At 51.3% G+C, this 22558-nt stretch carries 24 protein-coding genes; 18 read left to right on the top strand and 6 right to left on the bottom strand.

Features of this window, described 5'->3' with window-relative positions; all coding sequences use genetic code 11:
* The first annotated feature begins 11 nt into the window (after positions 1 to 11).
* Both MJ768_RS13345 and MJ768_RS13340 read left to right on the top strand, forming a co-directional pair.
* Positions 12 to 1355, top strand: a complete 1344-nt coding sequence (locus tag MJ768_RS13345) for an erythromycin esterase family protein (protein WP_239292415.1) — start codon at positions 12 to 14, stop codon at positions 1353 to 1355.
* Between the two features lie 36 nt (positions 1356 to 1391).
* On the top strand, positions 1392 to 2105 hold the full coding sequence (locus tag MJ768_RS13340) for a dienelactone hydrolase family protein (RefSeq protein ID WP_239292414.1): 714 nt from the start codon (positions 1392 to 1394) through the stop codon (positions 2103 to 2105).
* 266 nt (positions 2106 to 2371) lie between these two features.
* On the opposite strand, the gene MJ768_RS13335 is transcribed toward MJ768_RS13340, so the two are convergent.
* A complete protein-coding gene (locus tag MJ768_RS13335; RefSeq protein WP_239292413.1) occupies positions 2372 to 3178 on the bottom strand; it encodes an inositol monophosphatase family protein in 807 nt (268 codons plus the stop codon).
* Positions 3179 to 3228: 50 nt separating this feature from the next.
* On the opposite strand from MJ768_RS13335, the gene MJ768_RS13330 reads away from it, so the two are divergent.
* From MJ768_RS13330 to MJ768_RS13255, 16 genes are all read left to right on the top strand, one after another.
* Complete coding sequence (locus MJ768_RS13330) at positions 3229 to 4008, top strand: RNA methyltransferase (RefSeq protein ID WP_239292412.1); 780 nt, start codon at positions 3229 to 3231, stop codon at positions 4006 to 4008.
* 14 nt (positions 4009 to 4022) lie between these two features.
* Positions 4023 to 4751 (top strand): serine O-acetyltransferase, encoded by a 729-nt coding sequence (gene cysE / locus MJ768_RS13325; RefSeq protein ID WP_239292411.1) that lies wholly within the window; start codon positions 4023 to 4025, stop codon positions 4749 to 4751.
* A 235-nt stretch (positions 4752 to 4986) separates the two neighbouring features.
* Entirely contained in the window at positions 4987 to 5460 is a 474-nt protein-coding gene (locus tag MJ768_RS13320) for an Rrf2 family transcriptional regulator (protein ID WP_239292410.1), read from the top strand.
* A 151-nt stretch (positions 5461 to 5611) separates the two neighbouring features.
* On the top strand, positions 5612 to 5980 hold the full coding sequence (locus tag MJ768_RS13315) for a HesB/IscA family protein (RefSeq protein WP_239292409.1): 369 nt from the start codon (positions 5612 to 5614) through the stop codon (positions 5978 to 5980).
* Between the two features lie 73 nt (positions 5981 to 6053).
* A complete protein-coding gene (sufB, locus tag MJ768_RS13310; RefSeq protein WP_239292408.1) occupies positions 6054 to 7490 on the top strand; it encodes a Fe-S cluster assembly protein SufB in 1437 nt (478 codons plus the stop codon).
* Positions 7487 to 8281, top strand: coding sequence for a Fe-S cluster assembly ATPase SufC (sufC, locus tag MJ768_RS13305; RefSeq protein WP_239292406.1), 795 nt, complete (start codon positions 7487 to 7489; stop codon positions 8279 to 8281). Before sufB ends, sufC begins: the two co-directional genes overlap by 4 nt.
* A complete protein-coding gene (gene sufD, locus MJ768_RS13300) occupies positions 8278 to 9585 on the top strand; it encodes a Fe-S cluster assembly protein SufD (protein WP_239292404.1) in 1308 nt (435 codons plus the stop codon). The genes sufC and sufD overlap by 4 nt, the downstream gene beginning before the upstream one ends.
* Positions 9582 to 10841 carry a cysteine desulfurase gene (locus MJ768_RS13295; protein WP_239292403.1) on the top strand — a complete coding sequence of 420 codons (1260 nt, stop codon included), beginning with the start codon at positions 9582 to 9584 and terminating at the stop codon, positions 10839 to 10841. Before sufD ends, MJ768_RS13295 begins: the two co-directional genes overlap by 4 nt.
* On the top strand, positions 10841 to 11326 hold the full coding sequence (gene sufU / locus MJ768_RS13290; protein ID WP_239292402.1) for a Fe-S cluster assembly sulfur transfer protein SufU: 486 nt from the start codon (positions 10841 to 10843) through the stop codon (positions 11324 to 11326). The genes MJ768_RS13295 and sufU overlap by 1 nt, the downstream gene beginning before the upstream one ends.
* Before the next feature lie 344 nt (positions 11327 to 11670).
* A complete protein-coding gene (locus tag MJ768_RS13285; RefSeq protein WP_239292401.1) occupies positions 11671 to 12231 on the top strand; it encodes a NifU family protein in 561 nt (186 codons plus the stop codon).
* 30 nt (positions 12232 to 12261) lie between these two features.
* Positions 12262 to 12600: a rhodanese-like domain-containing protein gene (locus MJ768_RS13280; protein ID WP_239292400.1), complete on the top strand. Its 339-nt coding sequence runs from the start codon at positions 12262 to 12264 to the stop codon at positions 12598 to 12600.
* A gap of 124 nt (positions 12601 to 12724) precedes the next feature.
* Positions 12725 to 13045 (top strand): non-heme iron oxygenase ferredoxin subunit, encoded by a 321-nt coding sequence (locus tag MJ768_RS13275; protein ID WP_239292399.1) that lies wholly within the window; start codon positions 12725 to 12727, stop codon positions 13043 to 13045.
* A gap of 164 nt (positions 13046 to 13209) precedes the next feature.
* Entirely contained in the window at positions 13210 to 13776 is a 567-nt protein-coding gene (folE, locus tag MJ768_RS13270) for a GTP cyclohydrolase I FolE (RefSeq protein ID WP_239292398.1), read from the top strand.
* A gap of 18 nt (positions 13777 to 13794) precedes the next feature.
* Entirely contained in the window at positions 13795 to 14949 is a 1155-nt protein-coding gene (locus MJ768_RS13265; protein WP_305855931.1) for an IscS subfamily cysteine desulfurase, read from the top strand.
* Positions 14936 to 15448, top strand: coding sequence for a disulfide bond formation protein B (locus MJ768_RS13260; RefSeq protein WP_239292397.1), 513 nt, complete (start codon positions 14936 to 14938; stop codon positions 15446 to 15448). Before MJ768_RS13265 ends, MJ768_RS13260 begins: the two co-directional genes overlap by 14 nt.
* 134 nt (positions 15449 to 15582) lie before the next feature.
* Complete coding sequence (locus MJ768_RS13255; RefSeq protein WP_305855930.1) at positions 15583 to 16065, top strand: peptidylprolyl isomerase; 483 nt, start codon at positions 15583 to 15585, stop codon at positions 16063 to 16065.
* A 220-nt stretch (positions 16066 to 16285) separates the two neighbouring features.
* Here the strand turns inward: MJ768_RS13255 and MJ768_RS13250 are convergent, their stop codons facing one another.
* From MJ768_RS13250 to mfd, 5 genes are all read right to left on the bottom strand, one after another.
* Complete coding sequence (locus tag MJ768_RS13250; RefSeq protein ID WP_239292396.1) at positions 16286 to 16711, bottom strand: hypothetical protein; 426 nt, start codon at positions 16709 to 16711, stop codon at positions 16286 to 16288.
* 5 nt (positions 16712 to 16716) lie between these two features.
* Positions 16717 to 17259, bottom strand: coding sequence for a hemerythrin domain-containing protein (locus MJ768_RS13245; RefSeq protein WP_239292395.1), 543 nt, complete (start codon positions 17257 to 17259; stop codon positions 16717 to 16719).
* A gap of 39 nt (positions 17260 to 17298) precedes the next feature.
* Positions 17299 to 18009 carry an HPP family protein gene (locus tag MJ768_RS13240; RefSeq protein WP_239292393.1) on the bottom strand — a complete coding sequence of 237 codons (711 nt, stop codon included), beginning with the start codon at positions 18007 to 18009 and terminating at the stop codon, positions 17299 to 17301.
* A 73-nt stretch (positions 18010 to 18082) separates the two neighbouring features.
* The gene (serB, locus tag MJ768_RS13235; RefSeq protein ID WP_239292391.1) at positions 18083 to 18919 is read right to left on the bottom strand and encodes a phosphoserine phosphatase SerB; all 837 of its coding nucleotides are present in this window, start codon (positions 18917 to 18919) and stop codon (positions 18083 to 18085) included.
* A gap of 95 nt (positions 18920 to 19014) precedes the next feature.
* Positions 19015 to 22497: a transcription-repair coupling factor gene (gene mfd, locus MJ768_RS13230; protein WP_239292425.1), complete on the bottom strand. Its 3483-nt coding sequence runs from the start codon at positions 22495 to 22497 to the stop codon at positions 19015 to 19017.
* Positions 22498 to 22558 lie beyond the last annotated feature (61 nt).

The raw sequence follows: 22558 nt of genomic DNA, 5'->3' as shown, positions 1-22558 counted from the left end.
GAGGCTGACATATGATCACGATGCCCGATTCCGTATTGATTGATCTGATAAAGACGGATGCGCGCCCTTTGGTCGGGGATCACAGTGATTATGATGCGCTCATGTCGATTATCGGCGATGCACGCTTGGTTCTGCTGGGCGAAGCCTCGCATGGGACGCATGAGTTTTATCGCGAACGCGCCCGGATTACTGAACGGTTGATTAAAGAAAAAAATTTCACGGCTGTTGCTGTCGAAGCTGATTGGCCTTCCGCCTATCGCGTTAATCGCTATGTGCGCGGCATATCAAATGATGTCTCGGCAACCGATGCACTAGCTGATTTCAAACGTTTTCCAACCTGGATGTGGCGCAATGCCGATGTACTGGATTTTATAGGTTGGCTGCGCGAGCATAACGATGCTCTGGAATCCCCAGGCAAACACGTCGGTTTTTATGGACTTGATCTCTATAGTCTTAACAGTTCAACCCGCGCGGTTCTTGATTATCTCGACAAGGTTGATCCGCAAGCGGCTCAGCGCGCACGTTACCGCTATGGCTGCTTTGATCACTTTAGCGAAAATATTGAAACTTATGGCTATGCAGCCAGCTTTGGACTAAGCACCTCGTGTGAGCAACAGGTAATCGATGAGTTGATTGATTTGCGACAGCAGTTCGCGGCATACATGCGGCAGGACGGTAACGCGGCAATGGATGAGTTTTTCTACGCCGAGCAAAATGCCAGACTCGTCAAAAATGCCGAAGAATACTATCGCTCGATGTTCCAGTCGCGCGCATCGTCCTGGAATTTGCGCGATCGCCATATGGTGGAGACACTTGATGCATTGATTAAACATCTTGATCGGCAGGATCAACACAGCAAGATTGTTTTGTGGGCGCATAACTCGCATCTCGGTGATGCTCGAGCCACTCAAATGGGCCAAGGCGGCGAATTAAATGTAGGTCAATTGGTACGCGAGCGTTATAACCAGGAAGCCATACTGGTCGGGTTTACTACACATCATGGCACGGTAACGGCCGCTTCTGGATGGGACAGCGGAGCCGAACGCAAACATGTACGCCCGGCGCTGCCTAACAGTTACGAGAGCTTGCTGCATGAAACTGGGCTGCCTTCATTCATGCTGCCGTTACGTAATAGCAGGGCATCGAATTATCTACGCGAGCCGCGCCTTGAGCGTGCGATCGGGGTGGTATATTTGCCGGAGACTGAGCGTAGCAGCCATTACTTTTATGCAACCTTGCCCGAGCAGTTCGATGTGGTTCTACACTTTGATGAAACGCGTGCAGTGGAGCCTTTGGAGAGAAGCGCACTATGGAAAGAAGGCGAAGTGCCTGAAACTTTCCCATTTGCCGTGTAACGCGATTTACAAATATTGAATTTCGTGGAGGCCAAAATGAATCCTCAGGAACAAAAATTGGTTCACATTCCGGCTGGCCCAGTCGAGCTTGAAGGCAATTTAAGCTTACCGTCAAATGCCAGCGGAATTGTATTGTTTGCGCATGGCAGTGGCAGCAGCAGGCACAGCCCGCGTAATCGATTTGTGGCGGAACAATTACAGCAGGCAGGGTTGGCAACGCTGCTGATTGATTTGTTAACAGCAGAGGAAGAGGTTGCTGATCGCCCTAGTGGGTATTTGCGCTTTGATATCCAATTGCTGGCGCAGAGACTTGGATATGTGACGGATTGGCTCAAGCAGAATCAATCAACCCATGCATTGAAAATCGGCTATTTCGGTGCTAGCACCGGTGCCGGTGCCGCGTTGCTGACTGCGGCCGACCATCCTCAGGATGTGGCCGCCATCGTTTCTCGCGGTGGTAGACCTGATTTGGCGGGAGATGCGCTTTCGCGGGTCAAGGCACCGACATTGCTCATCGTCGGAGGAGAAGATCGTCAAGTGATTCGTCTCAACGAGACCGCACTGGCACAAATACACGGAGAAAAACGGCTTGATATTATTCCGGGTGCAACACACCTCTTCGAAGAGCCGGGTACGCTGGAACAAGTCGCCAGCTTGGCACGCCAATGGTTTGAGCACTACTTGGTGTTTACCGCAACGCATCCGAATTCGGCGGGCTTTGCAAAAAATAAATGCTTAAATCCCACATAGAAGGAAGCTAAATCGACGACAGCTACATGGATATTTACTGTTGTGGTTGGCTCTCGAATCCGCTCTGTACGTAGCAGTGAAAGTTTGTTCGAGAGTAATTGGCCGGATAAATCGATGCGCCGCATACAAGGTACCTACCTTCTAGAAACACTGCAGCTCTAGCAGTCCAAACCGTGAATAAAGTGGAACGTGGTGCTCGCGGCATAACGCTCTATGCTGTCGTAAATTCTTGTGGTCGAGTTATTACGGCTTGCACCAGAATAATTTTATGAATTACTAGATTTCAGCCCCTCCGTCAGATGAGGAGCAATGACTTGCAGCATCTGCGCGAATACCTTGGGGTTACCTGCACAAAGGTTGCCGCTTTCGAGGAAGGTGTCGTTGCCTTGCATGTCACCCACCAAACCGCCCGCTTCTGTAATCAGCAAACATCCCGCGGCGATGTCCCAGGGTTTAAGGCCAATTTCAAAAAAACCATCATAGCGCCCCGCTGCAGTGTAGGCGAGGTCAAGTGCGGCAGAGCCGGGCCGGCGCAGGCCGGCTGTCTTTTGCATCATGTCGCGCAAAATGTTCATATAGGCATCCAGATACTCAAACTTGGTGTAAGGAAATCCGGTGCCAATCAGGCAGTCGGCCAGTTCGATGCGTTTGCTTACACGCAGACGACGGTCATTGATATAAGCGCCGCTGCCACGCGTGGCGGTAAACAGGTCATTCTTGGTTGGGTCATATATTACTGCCTGGGTCAATACGCCATTGTGCTGCAATGCAATGGACACGGCGTATTGCTGAAAACCGTGCAAGAAGTTAGTGGTGCCATCGAGTGGGTCGATGATCCAAACATATTCCGAGTCGCCTCGGGCACCACTCTCTTCTGCTAGAATTGCGTGTTTTGGGTAGGCATCCAGCAAGGTGTTGATAATGGCCTGCTCGGCTGCGCGATCCACCTCACTGACATAATCGGAGTGAGATTTTTTGGTGACGGTGAGGTGGTCAAGATTATCGGCAGCACGATGGATCAAATTGCCGGCGCGACGCGCGGCTTTCACCGCGATGGTGAGCATGGGATGCATAACGAACCTTTTTAATGAGCAGTCGGATTGTTCCGAAGGCGTATTTTAGTGTGAATTGCACTTTGGATAAACCAGAGATTTTAAATAATGTACGTGTGGTACTTAGTCATACCACTCATCCAGGCAATATTGGCGCGGCTGCGCGCGCGATGAAGACCATGGGGCTGCAGAGTCTGTATTTGATTAATCCACAGCGTTTTCCTGACCAGCAAGCGGATGCGATGGCTGCCAGCGCGGCAGATGTGCTGCAAAATGCAGTTGTGTGTGGCTCGCTAGACGAGGCGTTGCACGGTGTGGTCTTGGTGGCGGGAATGTCGGCACGTGCGCGTTACATTTCGCAAGAAGTACTCACTCCGCGCGCGGCGATGCCCCTAATGGTGCAGCAAGCAATGCAGCAACCTGTGGCGCTTCTGTTTGGTACCGAAATGTCCGGTTTGACCAACAATGAGTTGGCGCGCTGTCACTTCATTGTGCGCATTCCTGCCAGCCCGTCGTATACGTCACTTAATCTGGCGGCCGCGGTGCAACTGATATGCTATGAACTGCGCCTGGCTTCAGGGCAGGGAGAATATGCCCCGCCCGAACTGAATCCGGCATCGGCGGAACAGGTGGAAAGATATTTCCGGCACTTGGAAGACACTCTTACCGAAATTGGTTTTTTACGGGATAAGCAATCGACCAAGCTGATGCAAAAGTTGCGCCGTTTGTATGCACGTGCACGGCTGGAGCATGAGGAAGTTAACATTCTGCGTGGTATTTTGACTGTCACGACTGAATACCATACGCAGCAAAAACTCGACGATCAAAACAAAAAGAAATTGAGTGAGTAAATTTAGGTGCCCTGATGTTCCAATCTATCAAAGAAGATATAGACAGCGTGTTCGCGCGCGATCCAGCGGCGCGCAGTGTGTTTGAGGTAATAACCTGCTACCCCGGATTTCACGCGCGCTTGGTGCATCGCATAGCACATTGGCTATGGTATGCAAAGCTGAAATGGCTGGCGCGCTTTCTGTCGCACTTGGGCCGTTTTTTGACCGGCATCGAGATCCATCCGGGGGCAACCATCGGGCGAAGGTTTTTCATTGATCACGGCATGGGTGTGGTTATCGGTGAAACCGCTGAGATCGGTGATGATTGTACTTTGTATCATGGCGTAACTCTGGGCGGGACTTCATGGAAAGAGGGAAAGCGCCATCCCACGCTAGGTAATGGTGTCGTGGTTGGGGCCGGCGCCAAAATCTTGGGTCCTATTACCATCGGCGATAGCGCCAAGATAGGCTCCAATGCCGTGGTGGTGAAGAATGTGCCGGCGGGAGCGACGGCTGCCGGGATACCGGCGCGCATCCTTGATGAGGCTTCAAAGAGGCCAGGTTTTAATGCTTATGGCATCAGCAATGACCAGAATGATCCGCTGGCTCAAGCTATTCACGGCTTGCTAGGACATGGCATGGTGGTAGATAAACGCATCGATCTTATTCTAGAACAACTAGAAAAAATGGGCGTGAACATCGAGGAAGAACGCGCCACCGCCGACAAGTTCGATCCCAATTACCTGAATAGAATTGTTGACTAAAGTTATTAGTTGACTAAATCGGTTGGGTATTTTATTATTCTTTTTAAGGATTTTCCAATTCGCGTGATGATCGCGCAGAATGAAATGGTAGTGAAGCTCGAGTGTGTTGTACATAGCTGCCCTAAAGACAAGTTGGGATGGCGCAGCTACTTATAAAACATAAGAGCTGGTTCACGTCGGCATGTATAACAGATAAAAATGCTGATCTTGTGCGATGTAAACTCAGGGAGAAATCATGCGACTTACCACTAAAGGACGTTTTGCCGTGATGGCAATGGCTGATCTGGCTTTGCATGGCGGATGCGGCCCTGTAACACTGTCCAGCATTAGTGAGCGCCAAAAAATTTCGCAGTCTTACCTTGAGCAGCTGTTCGGCAAGTTGCGTAAGCGCAACGTCGTGGTTGCAGTGCGCGGCCCGGGTGGTGGTTATTATCTGGCACGTCCAAGCGCACAAATCTCAGTCGCCGACATCGTAGTGGCAGTGGATGAGTCAGTGGATGCTACCCGGTGTGGTGGCAAGGCTAATTGCCATGACGAGAAACAATGCATTACACATGATTTATGGATGGGGCTGAACGAAGCTTTATATGGCTATATGGCGGGGGTAAGCTTGCAGCAATTAGTTGACAATGCTGCCAAGGCCAAGTCCGAAGTTAAGACGGTAAGTGTCAGCAAAAATATTGTTAAACAAGTGCTTGTTCCGGTGTAATCCAGACCTGATTAGGTGCATTCTTCGATCGTTTGGTTTCGTGGGCGATTTAAATAACGATTGAACACAGAAAACCATAATAGAGATTGGCTCTGAGATTTTCCCTGGCCTTTCTCGATGCTCTCTTTGGCTACTATTAGGAGTTTAAGTAATGGCGATTACATTAACTGAAAGTGCAGCAAAACAGATCCAGGCTCAACTCGCAAAGCGTGGGAAAGGCCTTGCTCTTCGCATCGGCGTCAAAAAAGTCGGCTGCTCTGGCTATGCTTATACCTATGACTATGCCGATGAGGTGCTCGCAGGAGATCATATGTTCGAAGCGCATAACGCCAAGGTTGTGTTTAATGACTCGACCCTGTCATATATTAACGGCTCGCGTTTAGATTTCGTGACCGAAGGGCTTAAGCAGATGTTTAAATTTGACAATCCCAATGTCGGCAGCATGTGCGGCTGTGGTGAGAGCTTCAACCTGACAGGTGAAGCGGCAAAATCCATAGTTCAAAATTCAGTAAAGGTTTGACCGTTTAATTGCCTCATGTAACCCATGGACAAGCTTTTTTCTTCGATATTGATGATTTCTCGGAGGTAACACAATGAGTGCAACGCTGCAAAACCTCGTCAACCAGCCATATAAACATGGTTTTGTCACTAGCATCGAGTCTGATGTCGCGCCGAAGGGATTGAATGAAGATACCATCCGGATGATTTCGGCCAAGAAAAAAGAACCAGAGTGGCTGCTTGAGTTCCGGCTCAAATCCTACGAAGCTTGGCTCAAGATGGAAGAGCCTGCGTGGCCAAATGTTCATTATCCGAAGATCGATTTCCAAGCAATCAGCTATTATGCTGCGCCCAAGCAAAAGCCGAAATTGAAAAGCATGGACGAGGTCGATCCTGAATTGTTACGTACGTTCGAGAAGCTTGGCGTGCCGCTACATGAGCGCATGGCGCTTGCTGGCGTTGCGGTTGATGTCATTTTTGACAGTGTATCGGTGGCGACTACTTACAAGCATAAACTTGCCGAGGTTGGCATCATTTTCTGTTCAATGTCGGAGGCTGTGCTTGATCATCCCGAGCTGGTGAAGAAATATCTCGGCACCGTGATACCGCCCAGTGATAATTTTTATGCCGCGCTCAACTCTGCGGTATTTACCGACGGCTCGTTCTGCTACATACCCAAAGGCGTCAAATGCCCGATGGATTTATCGACCTATTTCCGCATCAACACTGAGGAATCAGGTCAATTCGAGCGCACGATGATCATTGCTGAGGAAGGGTCTTCGGTTTCTTACCTTGAAGGCTGTACCGCGCCTGCGTTTAGCAGCAACCAGCTGCATGCGGCGGTAGTGGAGCTCGTAGCACTCGATAACGCCGACATCAAATATTCGACAGTGCAAAATTGGTATGCGGGTGACGAGAACGGCGTTGGTGGCATTTACAACTTCGTGACCAAGCGCGGCTTGGCCAAAGGCGTTAACTCGCGCATTTCGTGGACCCAAGTTGAAACCGGCTCGGCGATCACCTGGAAGTATCCTTCTTGCGTGCTGCTTGGCGACAATTCGGTCGGCGAATTCTATTCCGTTGCGGTCACCAACCATTATCAGCAAGCCGATACGGGCACCAAAATGATACACATCGGCAAAAATACGCGCAGCACTATAGTCAGCAAAGGTATCTCGGCTGGCCATTCCAACAACAGTTACCGCGGATTGGTCAAGATTGCGCCGAGCGCCACGGGTGCACGCAATTATTCGCAATGTGATTCGATGTTGGTTGGCCACCAGTCCGGCGCCCACACCTTTCCCTATATCCAAGTAGCTAACAACAGCTCCCAAGTCGAACACGAGGCATCGACCTCGAAGATCGGAGAGGATCAGCTGTTCTACTTTGCACAGCGCGGCATCAATGCAGAGGCTGCAGTATCAATGATTATTAATGGATTCTGTAAAGACGTATTTCAGCAATTACCAATGGAGTTTGCGGTCGAAGCAACCGCATTGCTCAGTTTCAAACTAGAAGGGAGCGTTGGATGATTTACAAGGACAGCAAGATATTGCTCGAAGTGCGCGGGCTATGCGCAAACGTGAGTGGTACCGAGATTTTAAAAGGATTGGACTTGACCGTAAGAAGTGGCGAAATACACGCCATCATGGGGCCAAACGGCTCGGGCAAGAGCACGTTCTCCAAGATACTCGCGGGTCATTCAGCTTATGAAGTCACGGGCGGTACAGTAATGTTCGAAGGTCAGAACTTGCTCGAGCTTGCTCCCGAAGAGCGCGCACGTGCCGGCGTATTCCTCGCATTTCAGTATCCGATTGAGATACCCGGCGTGGGCAATAGCCAGTTCCTGCGCCTTACTTATAATACTGTTCAGACGCATCGTGGCAAAGAAGAGCTCGATCCGCTCGAGTTTGATGACTATGTGCGCGAGAAGATGAAATTGCTCGAAATGAGTCCTGATTTTCTTGAGCGTAGTGTTAATGAAGGCTTCTCCGGTGGCGAAAAAAAGCGCAACGAAATATTGCAAATGGCGATGTTGGACCCACGACTGGCGATTCTGGATGAGACCGATTCCGGCCTCGACATTGACGCACTCAGGATCGTCGCCAACGGTGTCAACCAGCTTGCCAACAAAGATAATGCGATCGTGCTGGTAACGCACTATCAGCGTCTGTTGAACTATATCGTGCCTGATTACGTACATGTGATGGAAGCAGGCCGCATCATCAAGACGGGCGGCAAGGAACTTGCATTCGAACTTGAATCACGTGGCTACGACTGGGTCGGAGTCGAGCACAAGGCTACAGCGAGGGCGACGGCATGAGTGCACCCGGCACTATTAATGCGGGTTACCTGGAAAACCTGCTGGCAGGACAGCCACATTTGCCTGCAAGTCCATTGGCATGGCTCAATGCACTACGCGCGGAGGCGGTCGACCGTGTCGGTGTTCTGACAGTGCCCACCCTGCGCGACGAGGAATGGCGTTTTACCGATATTTCGCAGCTCACCAAGATGTCGTTCCATCCGGTGCGCACAACTATTAGCCTCCAGGTCGCAGACATAGAACGCTTTTATATCGAGGAAGCGACTACCCGACTGGTATTTATTGATGGTGTCTATGCCCCTCAGTTGTCTAGTGCTATTACAGACAATGGCGTAGCGGTGGTCAATCTGGAAGCTGGATTTGCCGCGCACGCAGCAGCAATCGAGCCATACCTGGGTCGCCTCACAGAATTCCGCGACAATGTATTTGCTGCCCTTAATACTGCATTTCTGCTTGACGCGGCATTGATCGTCGTGCCACGCGACATTTCAGTTGCGGTGCCGGTACATATGCTATTCATTGCAACGCAAAAGGATGTCGTAAGCTACCCGCGCTGCCTGTTGCTGGCCGAGTCCGGTAGCGCAGTGACAGTGATTGAGGATTACGTTTCATTGCAAGAAGATGCCTATTTCACCAATGCAGTGACCGAAATCGCGTTGGTCGATAATGCTCGCGTCAACCATATCCGGGTGCAGCGCGAAGGCGCGAAGGCATTTCATATTGCAAACTGCGCGGTATCACTCGCACGTGCTAGTAATTATCAGTCGGTGAGTGTCGCGTTCGGCGCTCGCATTTCGCGTTATAACCTGAATGTACAGTTAGCCGAGGAGGCCGAATGTGCGGTTGACGGGTTGGCGCTAATCTCAGGTCGTCAGTTGGCCGATACACACACCTGCATCGACCACGCGAAGCCGCACGCCGTGAGTCATCAGATGCACAAATGTATCGTCGGCGGCAGCGCGCATGCGGTATTCAACGGCAAAATTATGGTGCGTCAAGGTGCACAACGTACCGACTCCAGGCAGTCCAGTCGCAACCTGCTATTGACCAACAAAGCTCACGTCGATACCAAACCGCAACTTGAAATTTTCGCCGATGACGTGAAGTGTACACATGGCGCGACCATCGGCCAGCTCGACAACGAGGAAGTGTTTTATTTGCAGAGTCGCGGGTTGTCTGAAACAGCAGCGCGTAACATGCTTACTTATGCATTCGGGGCCGAAATCATTGAACGTATACCCATTTCATCACTCAAATGCCAGCTTGAACAAACCGTACTCGAACAGACCACAATCCAGCCATGAGCGCAATTCAGACTACACTAAAATCTCGATCGACGCCCGCATTCGATGTTGAGCGTATTCGCGCTGATTTTCCAATCCTGACACTGAAGGTCAACGACAAACCGCTGGTATATCTCGATAACGCTGCCTCGAGTCAGATGCCTCAGCAGGTGATCGACCGCTTGGTGCGCTACCAGACGACACAGCACGCCAATATCAATCGCGCGGTGCATTACTTGTCAGAGATTGCAACCTCTGAGTTTGAGGAGGCGCGCCGCAAGTTACAGCACTTCATCAATGCGAATGAAGAGCGCGAAGTGATCTTCACCAGCGGCACCACCGATTCAATCAATCTGGTGATGCATGGCTATGGCCGTAAGTTCATCGGAGCCGGCGACGAGATCATCCTGACCACGCTTGAGCATCATTCAAACATTGTGCCATGGCAGATGCTGGCAGAAGAAAAGGGTGCAAAGATTCGTGTGGTGCCGATTAACGATGCTGGTGAGCTGCTCATAGATGAATACGAGAAGCTTTTTAACGAGCGCACCAAATTTGTCGGCGTGATGCACGTCTCGAACGCGCTTGGCACGATCAACCCGATAAAGGAGATGATTGCGTTTGCACACGCGCGCGGAGTGCCGGTGCTGGTTGATGGTGCGCAGGCAGCCCCGCATATGAAGGTTGACGTGCAAGATCTTGACTGCGACTTCTATGCATTTTCGGGCCACAAGCTGTGCGGACCGACCGGTATCGGCATTCTTTACGGCCGTGCTGCGCTGCTGGAAAACATGCAGCCGTTCAAGGGCGGTGGCGACATGATTTTGTCGGTGACGTTCGAAAAAACCATCTACAACACAATCCCTCATAAATTCGAGGCGGGCACTCCGCCTATTGCGGCCGCAATTGGACTTGGCGCTGCAGTCGACTATTTGTCGGAGATCGGCATGGATGCAATAGCCGCGCACGAACTCGCCCTGCTGAAATATGCATCCGAGCAAATAAACGCTATGCCAGGCGTGCGGATTATTGGTACCGCCGAGCACAAGGCCGCAGTATTGTCTTTTGCAGTCGACGGTGTGCATCCACATGACATCGGTACACTGCTCAATCAGGAAGGCATCGCTGTGCGTACCGGACATCATTGCGCGCAGCCAGTTATGCAACGTTTGCATGTGCCGGCCACTTCGCGCGCATCGTTTGCGTTTTACAACAGTATGGATGAAGTCGATGCACTGATCGCCGGCATCCGCACCGTACAGAAGATATTTACATAATGGCTAACTATAAATCTCTCTACCAAGAGGTGATCCTCGATCACAACAAAAAACCGCGTAATTACGGCACGATTGAATCCCCGAGCCATCATGCGGTGGGACACAATCCGCTGTGTGGTGATCACATCAGCGTGGATGTCGTTCTCGGTGATGAGCGTATCAACAACATTGCATTTCAGGGTGAGTCTTGCGCGATTTGCAAGGCATCTGCATCGATGATGACGACTGCTATCAAGGGCAAGACGCGTGCGGAGGCGGAAACGTTGATCCAGGAGTTTCTCGCTATGGCGACTGGCAAGCTCTCCCATGACGCCTGTCCCAACATTGGCAGGCTTGCGGTATTTGCTGGGGTAAGCGATTTGCCAACACGTGTCAAATGCGCAATTCTGCCATGGCATACCCTGAGTGGCGCGTTTAACGCAGTAGCAACCACTTCGACCGAGTCGGAAGATGATCCAATGCATGCCCCGATCGGTGATGCCTGAAAAAAATTAACGCACAAGTTACACAGCTAACAGGTCATGTATTACATGAAGGGCATCCCATACTACCTTTAGAACCATTCTTCGGCACAGAAATGCAGGTTGCTCAGGGAAATCAATTTCCTTGCCAGATATGTGTAAGCCAGCCGAGAATCAGAGATGGCATCAAATTTTTTTGTTGGCAACTTCAGCATGTCAAGCTTTTCAAGCAAGGCGATATGCAAAAACTGCTGCATGCAGCACTGTCATGAGAGGGGGAGCTTGGACAAGCGGTTATTTATAGCAACCTATTGCTTACGGGATTGTCAAAGGCGTAAAAATGAGGCCTTAATTTTTAAGGAATAGAAATGCCAAAAATTGCTGAAATAGAAGACACGCCCAACCCAAACGCAGTGAAGTTTATGCTCAAGGAGCCATTAACATGGGGGATATCACACTCATACGATAATGCCGAGGAGGCCAAGTCTGATACCCTCGCTGCCGCGCTGTTCGATATCGAGCATGTGACCAATGTGTTCTATGTTGATAGCTGCCTAACGGTCACGCAGGACGGTGAAGCCCACTGGCCTCAGTTGGCGCGCTTAATTGCTGTGCCACTCCGCGAGGCGCCGGCAGCAGATGAATCTTCGGAAGCCTTGGTTGCAGCGGCGGCTGTTGCAATCGCCGGTCTGAGCCCAGAAGATCAGGTGCGCTTCGATAAAATCAACGCGATGCTTGATGAAAAGATCCGTCCCTACCTGCGAAGCGATGGCGGCGACCTGCATGTAATCGGTTTCTCCGGTAACTTTCTCAGCGTGCATCTCCAAGGCGCGTGCGGTTCATGCCCGAGTTCGACATCGGCCACGCTCATCAGTATCACGAGTCTACTTCGGACGATTGAACCGGACATAGAAGTCCTGTCTGTTTAGGCTGTAATTGCTGTTCTCTTTCGCGAATAAATGGTCGCCACTATTATGCAAACTTTGACTGCACCGGATTTAGCCGCATGGCTTTCGGATAAAACGCGAAATAAACCAGTATTGCTCGACGTGCGTGAGCCATGGGAATTTCAAACCTGTCATATTGACGGAGCGTTGACGATGCCGATGAATACCATTCCTGACAGGCTGTCGGAGTTAGATCCGGAGCAAGCTATCGTTTGTATTTGCCATCACGGTATGCGCAGTATGCAGATTGCGGTTTTTTTAGAACAGAATGGTTTTACGCATGTTAGCAACTTGACAGGTGGCGTCCATGCTTGGGCTCAGCAAGTCGATGGCACAATGCCAACCTATTAAATAAAATATTGGCTACTTTTAGTAAAATAAGTTGCGGCAACATCATTATCCATTCAAGACTTGCTACATAAATTTGTATCAAGCGCGAGATTAGCGCATAGGAACGATTAAAAATGGAATTGAAATGAGTGACTGGGTGACGGTTGCGCGAGTCGGTGAACTTGCGCCAGGCGAGTGGCGAGTCGTGGATTTGGATGGCGCGCAGGCGGTGGTATTCAATCTCGAAGGCCAATATTATGCCATTGAGGACGTCTGCACGCATGATTCTGGCCGACTCACTGGCGGCACGGTCGAAGGCGACCAGATCATTTGCCCGCGTCACGGCGCACGTTTCAGCATCCGCACTGGCGAGGCATTGACTGCTCCTGCTTACGAACCGACCGCTACCTTTCCCGTACGCATCGAAGACGACGAGATTCAAGTACGCGACAATCGCTGGGATTGATCCAAGCGTTGCTCGACTGCTATCCCGCAGCTGAAATAAGAGTACAGATTTAAATGCCACAACGCTCAGAATTATGACGAAGGAATTGTGAAAATAAAAAAATTCACTGCAAAAGAGTCGGATAAATTGTTTTATAGGGACCAACATTGACAGGAAAAGTACAGATGTCAGAACAACAGTTTACCGAGCAGGACTGGCGTCGGCTTCTGGTGAGTTTGGGTGAAGATCCCAATAGAGCCGGCCTGGTTGAAACACCGTCTCGCCTTGTCACTGCCTGGAAGCACTGGACTTCCGGATATACCCAAGATCCGGCAGAACTTCTAAAGGTATTTGAAGATGGAGCGGAGGAATACAACGAACTCATCGTGATACGAGGCATTCCTGTCTATAGTCATTGCGAGCATCATCTGGCGCCTTTCTTTGGAAAAGCCACGATCGGCTATGTTCCTAACGGAAAAATAGTGGGTTTATCTAAGCTGACGCGCTTGGTCAATTGTTTTTCCCGGCGGTTACAGGTACAAGAACGGCTCACCATTCAAATTGCCAACGCCTTGATGACGCATCTGGAACCGAAAGCAGCAGGCGTGGTTATTCGCTGTCGGCACATGTGCATGGAAAGCCGCGGCATTAGTACCGAGGGAGAAGAAACCGTCACGTCAGCCATGCTCGGCGAACTTCAACCAAATCTGGCGTTGCGCACGGAATTTCTTGCATTAGCACGTGAGGCATAATTTGAATCCAAAATTAAAATGAGTCTGCATCTCCCAATTTACCTGGACTATTCAGCCACCACGCCAGTTGATCCGCGCGTTGCTGAAGCGATGATTCCCTATTTAACAGAGAAGTTCGGCAACCCGGCAAGCCCCCATATCTATGGCCAAGTGGCGGAAGAGGCAGTGGAGCGCGCGCGTGAACAGGTGGCGGCACTGGTGAACGCCGATCCTAAAGAAATCGTCTGGACTTCGGGTGCGACTGAGTCCAACAATCTGGCGCTGAAGGGCGCGGCACAGTTCTACCAGAATAAGGGCAAGCACATTGTCACGATGAAAACCGAGCACAAGGCGGTACTCGATACCGTGTGCGAACTGGAGCGGCAAGGGTTTTCTGCAACTTACCTCGATTCCGAACCGAATGGCTTACTCGATCTGGATAAATTAAAGGCGGCATTGCGTCCTGATACCATTATCATTTCGGTAATGTATGTCAACAACGAAATCGGTGTGATTCAGGACATAGCAGCGATCGGTGAAATATGCCGTGAGCGCGGCATCCTGTTCCATGTTGATGCGGCGCAGGCCACCGGAAAAATAGTGATAGACCTGTCGCGCTTGAAAGTTGACTTGATGTCATTTTCCGCACATAAAACTTATGGTCCAAAAGGTATCGGTGCGTTGTACGTGCGGCGCAAGCCACGAGTTCGTCTGGAAGCACAGATGCATGGTGGTGGGCATGAGCGTGGTATGCGTTCAGGCACCTTGGCGACACACCAGATCGTTGGCATGGGCGAAGCTTTTCGCATAGCGCAAAAAGAAATGACAACAGAAAACGAACGCATCCGCACGCTACGTGACAGCCTGTGGCACGGTCTGTCCAGCATAGGAGACGTGTACCTGAACGGCGACATTAAGCAGCGTGTATCGCATAACTTGAATGTCAGTTTCAATTATGTGGATGGTGACTCGCTGACCAAGGCGATCACTGATATTGCGGTATCCAGCGGGTCTGCCTGCACTTCGGCAAGCCTGGAGCCGTCTTATGTGCTACGTGGCTTGGGACGCAGCGATGCATTGGCACGCAGTTCGATTCGGTTCACCGTGGGACGCTTCACCACCGAGGAGGAAGTCAACTTCACGATAGAACTGTTGAAAAATAAAATCAGCAAGTTGCGTGATGCAAATATATAATCTGTGGCGCACTCTTTCAAACCGCTGGCTATATCTGGCCGGGACATTGGTCATCGCCGGTGCGTTTGGCACGGCGCTTTATCTGCAATATGTTCTGCGTCAGGAGCCCTGTCCTTTATGCATGATCCAGCGCTTCATCTTCATTGCCATGTTAGTTCTGTTTGCTATTGCCACTCTGCATAACCCCAAACGCAGCGGTACGAAAGTGTATGGAGCATTGATAGCACTACTGGCATTGAGCGGCGTGAGTACTGCTGGTCGCCATATCTGGCTTCAGCATTTGCCCAAAGACCAAGTGCCTGCCTGCGGCCCAGGCTTGGATTACATGCTGGGAAACTTCCCTATGGCAGAAGTGTGGCAGGAACTCATGCACGGCTCCGGTGAATGTGCAGCCAAAGGCTGGACTTTCCTTGGCTTGGGCATCCCGGAATGGTCTCTATTTTTGTATGTGCTCTTGGGGGTTTGGGCGGTGATGATCACGCTCAGAAAGCCTATCTAACGCCTTCTGCCAATAATGCTGGCATACCTGCATCGGACAGTTAAATATTCTTGCCTCCATTACTTTTGCTAAGTATCTGCTAGTGTTTTTTTAACTTTTAACTTTTTATCAAGACAAACCAAAGGAACCAAAAAATGTCAAAACAATGGACAACACCCCCCGCAATGCTGATTGACCCTAATAAAAAATACACAGCCACTGTGGTAACCGAGCGCGGAAACATTGTGATCGAACTTTACCCGCAACATGCCCCCAAGACTGTGAACAACTTTGTTTTCCTGGCGCGTGAAGGTTTTTACGACGGACTCATCTTCCACCGCGTGATCAGGGATTTTATGGTTCAGGGCGGCGATCCCACTGGTAGCGGACGAGGCGGGCCAGGCTACAAATTTGAAGATGAAACCAGTGGCAATCCACTCAAACATGGCACCGGATATCTCTCCATGGCCAACTCCGGCCCCAACAGCAATGGTAGCCAATTCTTTATTACCCACAGTCCCCAGAACCACTTGGATGGCAAGCACACGGTTTTTGGCAAAGTTATCGAAGGCATGGATGTGGTCAATGCCATTAATCAAGGCGACGTGATGACCAAGGTTGAGATTAGCGAAGCGTAGCCCGGACAAGCTCTGCTTCGGGTTCCTCTCTGATTGTTCCGGTTTCACGAACTTGGCGAACTCGCTCATTTCACTTCACTTGAGGGTGGCTAACGTTCGAGTTAGCCACCTTCTCCGCCCGTGTTAGCACGCGGAATTCACAGACGAGCGCACTGCGAAAATCTTAGACATTCGTGGCTGCCGCAGCTTGGAGGCTTTTACGAGACTGTTAGGTGCCAGCCTACGCGAGCCTTTTGCCGCGACGCAGATGTGCGGGTGACAACCGTTTAACCGCATCAAATGCTTCCACATAGGACGCAACCTCCCACAGCCAAGCTTCCTGGATCTGGTACTGAGTGTCGTAGAGGATCCAGACCAAATAGTCCCAGTCATAGTTTTTCGCCTTTGGAACCCATGTGACAAAGCTGCCCGGCTTGCCGCTGGGGCGGTTGGCTTTGATCTGATACCGATGGCCATTGAAAAGAAAGTCATGGCCTTTTTGAACGGCTGTCATGCCTTGCATGGCGCATGAGTAAGCATCAATGGAGCAGCTTAAGAGGCGAGCGGCATCGTACTCTGACAAGACGGTAGTGATGAGCGGCGCGTTGCCAAATGCGCGCTCCCAAGCGAGCGTTGTTTCTACTAACTGCTCGCGAAGACTTTCCATGGCACCTAACATCTATTGGAAAACACAACCCCGCGCCGTGCCGCCATGCTTCTACCCAGTGCTTCCAGTTGCATATGATCCAGCAGTATTGCCGCTTGCGGCAATAGCTGCGTATTCTCCAAGGAGATGTGGCGATCATGCACTGTGATGAAATGCTCCACCGATTTAACATCTAACTCCGTCGCCCGGCCTTCTGCAATAGCAAGTAACAAAGGGCGCAACTGTTGCCATGCCGCATCCAGCACCTTGTGCTCATCCAGCAAGCGCGCTATTAATTCGTGTACCTCTGCGTTTGGAGTGGCGAGTAGGCGCGGGAATAAATCCTGCTCCTCGTCGTCATGGTGATTCTGCCCGGCGGTATCGAAATAGCGCAGGATGGCCTGCGCTGCTTGTCGTGCCTGCGAATCGCAGCCATAAGATGACAGGTGTTGCAGTAACATGCGCAGAGTGGCGCACTGCGTCTGTATCTTGCCGTGACACGCTAACAGTATTTCCAGCGGGTTATCGAAGCCGGGAACGAATACACCGCCCACCAATAAGTCACTCATCGCTGTTCCTTTGCGTTACAAGCCCGTCAGCGCAACGGGTCAAGAGTTAACTTTACCACCACGATTCCGCGCATGCTTAATAGCCAGCTCGTAGATATCGACAAGGTCTTCTTCGCTAACGTCGATCACGCCATCCATTTGCGTTAGTGCCCATTCGATATCAGCCTGCTCCAGTTGGACATGCTTGGGCTGCATATCTGTCTGTTGTATGGGTTGGGGAGCATGCCGCATCGGGTAATGCCGGCCGGGCAAAAGGTTGTTGATCAGCAGCGCCAGCACCAAGGAGATTCCGATATTCGCCAGCACGATGCATGCTACCCATGGCCAACCCATGGGGTGGAATTGTGCGCTGTGTAGTACTAACGTGAGTGCCGTGGCTGCACCCGGCGGATGTAGGCAATTCAGGTAATGCATCAGAAAGATTGCCGATCCCACTGCACAGCCTGCGGCTAATAACGGGTCACTGATGAGTTGGCTGCATAACCAACCTGCTAATGCCGAAATTAAATGACCACCGAACAAAGGCCACGGTTGCGCCATAGGGCTATGCGGTGCGGCAAAGAGTAGCGCAGCAGAGGCAGCTATCGAACCCAGCATGACAAGTGGATAATTGATTTGTGGCAGATATTTGAGCGCCAGTCCCAAGAGCAGGATGGCAATTCCACCGATCAACCCGTTGCGTATTTTCTCGGTGAACGGAATGGGCGCAGTATGTGTCTTAAAAGACAGGATAAACTCTTTAAAATCCATTGCGTCTGGTTTCTCTTCTGGCTAATTGTAAAGTATGCTGTTTATGCCCTATGCTTAATAAAGGATATTGAATTTAGTCGTCAAACAAATTCACCAACCCATCCAGCCCCACAAAGTTAAACGCATAACTTGCCTGCGCGAGCACTACCGGTTTGGCGTGATAGGCGATGCTGACGCCAGCTTGCGCCATCATCTTGAGATCGTTGGCGCCATCGCCCAGAGCAATAACCTGTTCCGCCATAAGCTTCAATTCATCGCGGATACGCACCAACCAATCAGCTTTACCTTGTGCGTCGAGAATATGCCCGACTACTTTACCAGTAAGTTTGCCGTTGATGATTTCCAGTGTGTTGGCATGCGCGTAGTCGAGACCCAGACGTTGTTTTAAGCGGTCGGCGAAAAAGACAAAGCCACCTGACACCAGCATGGTCTTGATACCATGTTTTTTCAGTTTCGCCAACATAATTTCGGCACCGCGATTGAGCTGCAAACGCTCGTCATACACGCGCTGCAATGCACTTTCTTCCAGCCCAGCCAGTAATGCCACACGGCGGCGCAGGCTCTCACTGAAATCAATCTCGCCGCGCATCGCAGCTTCGGTGATGGCTGCAACCTGCGGTTTAATGTGGACCATATCGGCGACCTCGTCGATACATTCTATGGAGATGAGGGTGGAATCCATGTCCATCACTACCAGACCAAAGTCTGATAAATGCTGGCTTGGACGGACAAAGCCGTAATCGAGTTGGTGTTCGTAACAATAGGCAGCAACGGCATCATGCGGCGTGGCATCATACAGTCGGTATGAGTATGTCGAGGTCTGTTCAATGCGGGATGCGGTGGTCAGCCCGGCAAGGTGGTTCAGATGGGCAGGGGCAATGTCTTGAATGCCTTGAATAATGAAGTTCATGTGCTTATAGAGTTTTATTTGGGCGCGATGAGAATGGCGGCCTGTCAATTCCCTTGAAGGCGGGAATGACAATGGTTGCAACGAAGCTAAACGATTCACGATAGCTCATTAAAAAAATTCTTGATCGCCAACACACGCTGGCCGACATCGCTGTATTTTAATTCAATTCTCAGTTTGTCCTGACCACTCAGTTTGTACTGGCGCTTGCTCTGGATGAGCGTGATGATGCGCATCGGATCGATGGGCGGATTTGGCATGAACTGAATTTGAATCGCCTCGCTGGAAGCATCCACCTTGATAATGCCGTGCTGCTTGGCAGCAATGCGCAGACGGTGACAATCAAGCAACGTTTGGGCAGGGGGCGGCAGCAGACCGAAGCGGTCTATCAGCTCCCGATGCATGTCGTCCAGTTCCTCTGATGTGGTGCAGTTAGCCAGACGTTTGTACAGCACCAGCCGCTGGTGGATGTCGCCGCAGTAATCGTTGGGCAGCAAGGCGGGAGTATGCAGGTTAATCTCGGTGGTGACCCCAAGCGGGTGTGCCATGTCCGGTTCATGGCCCAGTCTCAGCGAGGTAATGGCCGCGTTGAGCATGTCCGTGTAAAGCGAAAAACCAATCTCGTGCATCTCACCGCTTTGTGATTCGCCCAGCACCTCGCCTGCACCGCGAATTTCCAGATCATGCATCGCAAGATAGAAACCGCTTCCCAGTTGCTCCATGGCCTGGATTGCGTCCAATCTTTTCTTCGCCTGCGCGGTAAGCCCTTCCATATTGTCCACCAATAAATAGGCATACGCTTGGTGGTGCGAGCGCCCAACCCGACCGCGCAACTGATGCAGCTGCGCCAACCCAAAACGGTCTGCGCGGTTCATGATGATGGTATTGGCACTGGGCACGTCGATACCGGTTTCAATGATGGTAGTGCATAGCAGCACGTTGAAGCGCTGTTGGTAAAAATCACGCATGACTGCTTCCAAGTCGCGTTCACCCATCTGGCCATGCGCCACGCGGATACGTGCTTCAGGCAGTAACGCCCCCAGTTTTTCCGCCATATTGGCGATGGTATCGACCTCGTTGTGCAGGAAATAAATTTGTCCGCCGCGTTTCAGTTCGCGCAGCACCGCTTCTCGGATGACGCCTTGGCTGTAGTTGCTGACGAAGGTCTTGATCGACAGACGGCGCTGCGGTGCAGTGGCAATCACCGAGAAATCGCGCAGCCCTTCCAAAGACATTGCCAGTGTGCGCGGGATCGGCGTGGCGGTCAGGGTGAGTACGTCAACTTCGGCGCGTAGCGCCTTGAGGCGCTCCTTCTGCTGCACGCCGAAACGGTGTTCCTCGTCGATGATGATCAACCCCAGGTTTTTGAATTTAATACCCTTCTGAATCAGCTTGTGCGTGCCGATGATGATGTCAAGCTTGCCATCTTCCATGTCTTTCAGCGACTGGGTCTGTTCCTTGGCAGAGCGAAAGCGCGACAGTTCGCCAATTTTGATGGGCCAGTCGGCAAAACGATTGCAGAAGTTCTGGAAATGCTGTTCCGTAAGCAGCGTGGTGGGTACCAGCACGGCTACTTGTTTACCGTCCATCGCCGCAATAAAAGCTGCGCGTAGAGCGACTTCCGTTTTACCAAAACCCACATCGCCGCAGATTAGCCGATCCATAGGCTTCCCGCTCTGCAAATCAGTAACCACCGCCTCAATGGCGGCGGCCTGATCAGGTGTTTCTTCAAAACCAAAACCGGCGGCGAACGCTTCGTAATCATGTTGCGACAGTTTGAATTGGTGACCTTTGCGCGTGGCGCGCTGGGCATACAGATTGAGCAATTCGGCAGCGGTGTCCCGTACCTGCTGCATGGCGCGACGCTTGGCCTTGTCCCAAGTGCCGCTTCCCAGCTTATGCAAAGGTGCGGTTTCCGGGGCTCCGCCACTGTAACGGCTGATTACATGCAGCTGTGCCACTGGAACATACAATTTGTCTCCACCGGCGTACTCCAGCAACAAAAATTCGTTCTCGCCTTCGCCGAGATCAAGGTTAATCAGGCCATGATAACGCGCGATGCCATGCTGTTCATGCACCACAGGATCGCCCGGCTTGAGCTCGGACAGGTCGCGCAGCATCCCTTCCACGTTGCTTTTCTTTGTGGTGCGCGCAATTCGGCTGCGTGGCTGCGCGGCATACAGCTCACTTTCGGTAATGATTGCCAATTGTTCATCTTGCAATATGAAACCATTCTGCAGCGCCCCCACGGTAAGCATGAAGTGATCGTCACCGGCGAGAAACTGGCCATAGTTCTCACATAGTGCGGGTGACAGGCTGTATTCACGCAAATACTCGGCCATTATTTCGCGCCGTCCCAAACTGTCGGCGAGCAACAACACCCGGCCCTCATAATCTTGCAGAAAGCTTTGGAGTGCCTGTGTCGGAATGTCGGCGCGCCGATTTACCGCGATGTCGGGCAATTTTTTGGTAGCGCAAGGAGTAAGGGTTTTATATGTCCTTTCCTCTTGGAAAGGGGCAAGGGTCTCGCCCGCATTTTCTTTTTCCTCGGAATTGTCAATCCGGGAGGAAGAGGAGATGTCTGCGATGATATCGACACGTTTGAAATTTTTCGCAGCAACAAAGAAACTTTCTGCGTTCAGAAACAGTTCGTGCGGTTCCAGCAAGGGACGTTGCGGGTCACCGCGAAGCAGGTTATAGCGCGACTGCGCATCCTTCGCAAAAGTGGCAATGGCAGCATCCACATTGTGATGCATGCACAGCGTGGCATGTGCAGGCAAATAATCAAACAGCGTGGCAGTACGCTCGAAAAACAATGGCAGGTAATATTCGATGCCTGCGGGTGCGATGCCACGGCTTACGCCTTTGTAAATACTTGCTTTGGATGGATCGCCCTCGAAACGATCGCGGAAATTTTGACGAAAACGCGCCTGCCCGGCCTCATCCAGTGGAAACTCCCGCGCCGGTAACAGGCGAATATCCCGCACCGGATAGATGGTGCGCTGGGTATCCACATCGAAGGTCGCGATAGAATCAATTTCGTCATCGAACAGGTCGATGCGGTAAGGCACACTACTGCCCATCGGAAAAAGGTCGATCAAACCACCACGCACGCAGTACTCGCCCGGTGTCAGCACCTGCTGAACATGGGTATAACCGGCCAATGTCATCTGTTCACGCAACTTGGCGATGTCCAGTTTCTCGCCGCACTTAAGAAAGAAGGTGAACGCAGCTAGATATTCCACTGGTGACAACGGATATAGCGCAGTGGTTATCGGGACGACGATCACATCACATGACTGGCTGCGAATATGATGCAGCGTAGCAAGTCGCTCAGAGATTAGATCCTGATGCGGCGAGAAGTGATCATAAGGCAGCGTTTCCCAATCCGGCAGTAGATGCACACGAAGTTCCGGGGAAAAAAACGGAATTTCTTCCACCAGCCGCTGCGCTTCCAGCGCGCTGGCGGCAATTATCACCAGCGGCACGTTTAGTCCAGCATATTGCGCCAGAGCCAAGGCATCGGACGATCCGTACAGATGGGTATAACGTGGACGGGGGTTTGAGGAAGAAAACAGCATGGGAAAATTAAATACAGCCAAGTTTCAGGGTGCGGCATTATATAAGGGAAGCTTCGCAGTT

Source organism: Candidatus Nitrotoga sp. 1052 (assembly GCF_927312905.1).
Classification (GTDB): domain Bacteria; phylum Pseudomonadota; class Gammaproteobacteria; order Burkholderiales; family Gallionellaceae; genus Nitrotoga.
This window is presented reverse-complemented; position numbering and strand designations above follow the sequence as displayed.

Coding starts and splice junctions, on each gene's coding strand:
- MJ768_RS13345 (WP_239292415.1), top strand. CDS start 12: ATGATCACGATGCCCGATTCCGTATTGATTGATCTGATAAAGACGGAT.
- MJ768_RS13340 (WP_239292414.1), top strand. CDS start 1,392: ATGAATCCTCAGGAACAAAAATTGGTTCACATTCCGGCTGGCCCAGTC.
- MJ768_RS13335 (WP_239292413.1), bottom strand. CDS start 3,178: ATGCATCCCATGCTCACCATCGCGGTGAAAGCCGCGCGTCGCGCCGGC.
- cysE (WP_239292411.1), top strand. CDS start 4,023: ATGTTCCAATCTATCAAAGAAGATATAGACAGCGTGTTCGCGCGCGAT.
- MJ768_RS13320 (WP_239292410.1), top strand. CDS start 4,987: ATGCGACTTACCACTAAAGGACGTTTTGCCGTGATGGCAATGGCTGAT.
- MJ768_RS13315 (WP_239292409.1), top strand. CDS start 5,612: ATGGCGATTACATTAACTGAAAGTGCAGCAAAACAGATCCAGGCTCAA.
- sufB (WP_239292408.1), top strand. CDS start 6,054: ATGAGTGCAACGCTGCAAAACCTCGTCAACCAGCCATATAAACATGGT.
- sufC (WP_239292406.1), top strand. CDS start 7,487: ATGATTTACAAGGACAGCAAGATATTGCTCGAAGTGCGCGGGCTATGC.
- sufD (WP_239292404.1), top strand. CDS start 8,278: ATGAGTGCACCCGGCACTATTAATGCGGGTTACCTGGAAAACCTGCTG.
- MJ768_RS13295 (WP_239292403.1), top strand. CDS start 9,582: ATGAGCGCAATTCAGACTACACTAAAATCTCGATCGACGCCCGCATTC.
- sufU (WP_239292402.1), top strand. CDS start 10,841: ATGGCTAACTATAAATCTCTCTACCAAGAGGTGATCCTCGATCACAAC.
- MJ768_RS13285 (WP_239292401.1), top strand. CDS start 11,671: ATGCCAAAAATTGCTGAAATAGAAGACACGCCCAACCCAAACGCAGTG.
- MJ768_RS13280 (WP_239292400.1), top strand. CDS start 12,262: ATGGTCGCCACTATTATGCAAACTTTGACTGCACCGGATTTAGCCGCA.
- MJ768_RS13275 (WP_239292399.1), top strand. CDS start 12,725: ATGAGTGACTGGGTGACGGTTGCGCGAGTCGGTGAACTTGCGCCAGGC.
- folE (WP_239292398.1), top strand. CDS start 13,210: ATGTCAGAACAACAGTTTACCGAGCAGGACTGGCGTCGGCTTCTGGTG.
- MJ768_RS13265 (WP_305855931.1), top strand. CDS start 13,795: ATGAGTCTGCATCTCCCAATTTACCTGGACTATTCAGCCACCACGCCA.
- MJ768_RS13260 (WP_239292397.1), top strand. CDS start 14,936: ATGCAAATATATAATCTGTGGCGCACTCTTTCAAACCGCTGGCTATAT.
- MJ768_RS13255 (WP_305855930.1), top strand. CDS start 15,583: ATGTCAAAACAATGGACAACACCCCCCGCAATGCTGATTGACCCTAAT.
- MJ768_RS13250 (WP_239292396.1), bottom strand. CDS start 16,711: ATGGAAAGTCTTCGCGAGCAGTTAGTAGAAACAACGCTCGCTTGGGAG.
- MJ768_RS13245 (WP_239292395.1), bottom strand. CDS start 17,259: ATGAGTGACTTATTGGTGGGCGGTGTATTCGTTCCCGGCTTCGATAAC.
- MJ768_RS13240 (WP_239292393.1), bottom strand. CDS start 18,009: ATGGATTTTAAAGAGTTTATCCTGTCTTTTAAGACACATACTGCGCCC.
- serB (WP_239292391.1), bottom strand. CDS start 18,919: ATGAACTTCATTATTCAAGGCATTCAAGACATTGCCCCTGCCCATCTG.
- mfd (WP_239292425.1), bottom strand. CDS start 22,497: ATGCTGTTTTCTTCCTCAAACCCCCGTCCACGTTATACCCATCTGTAC.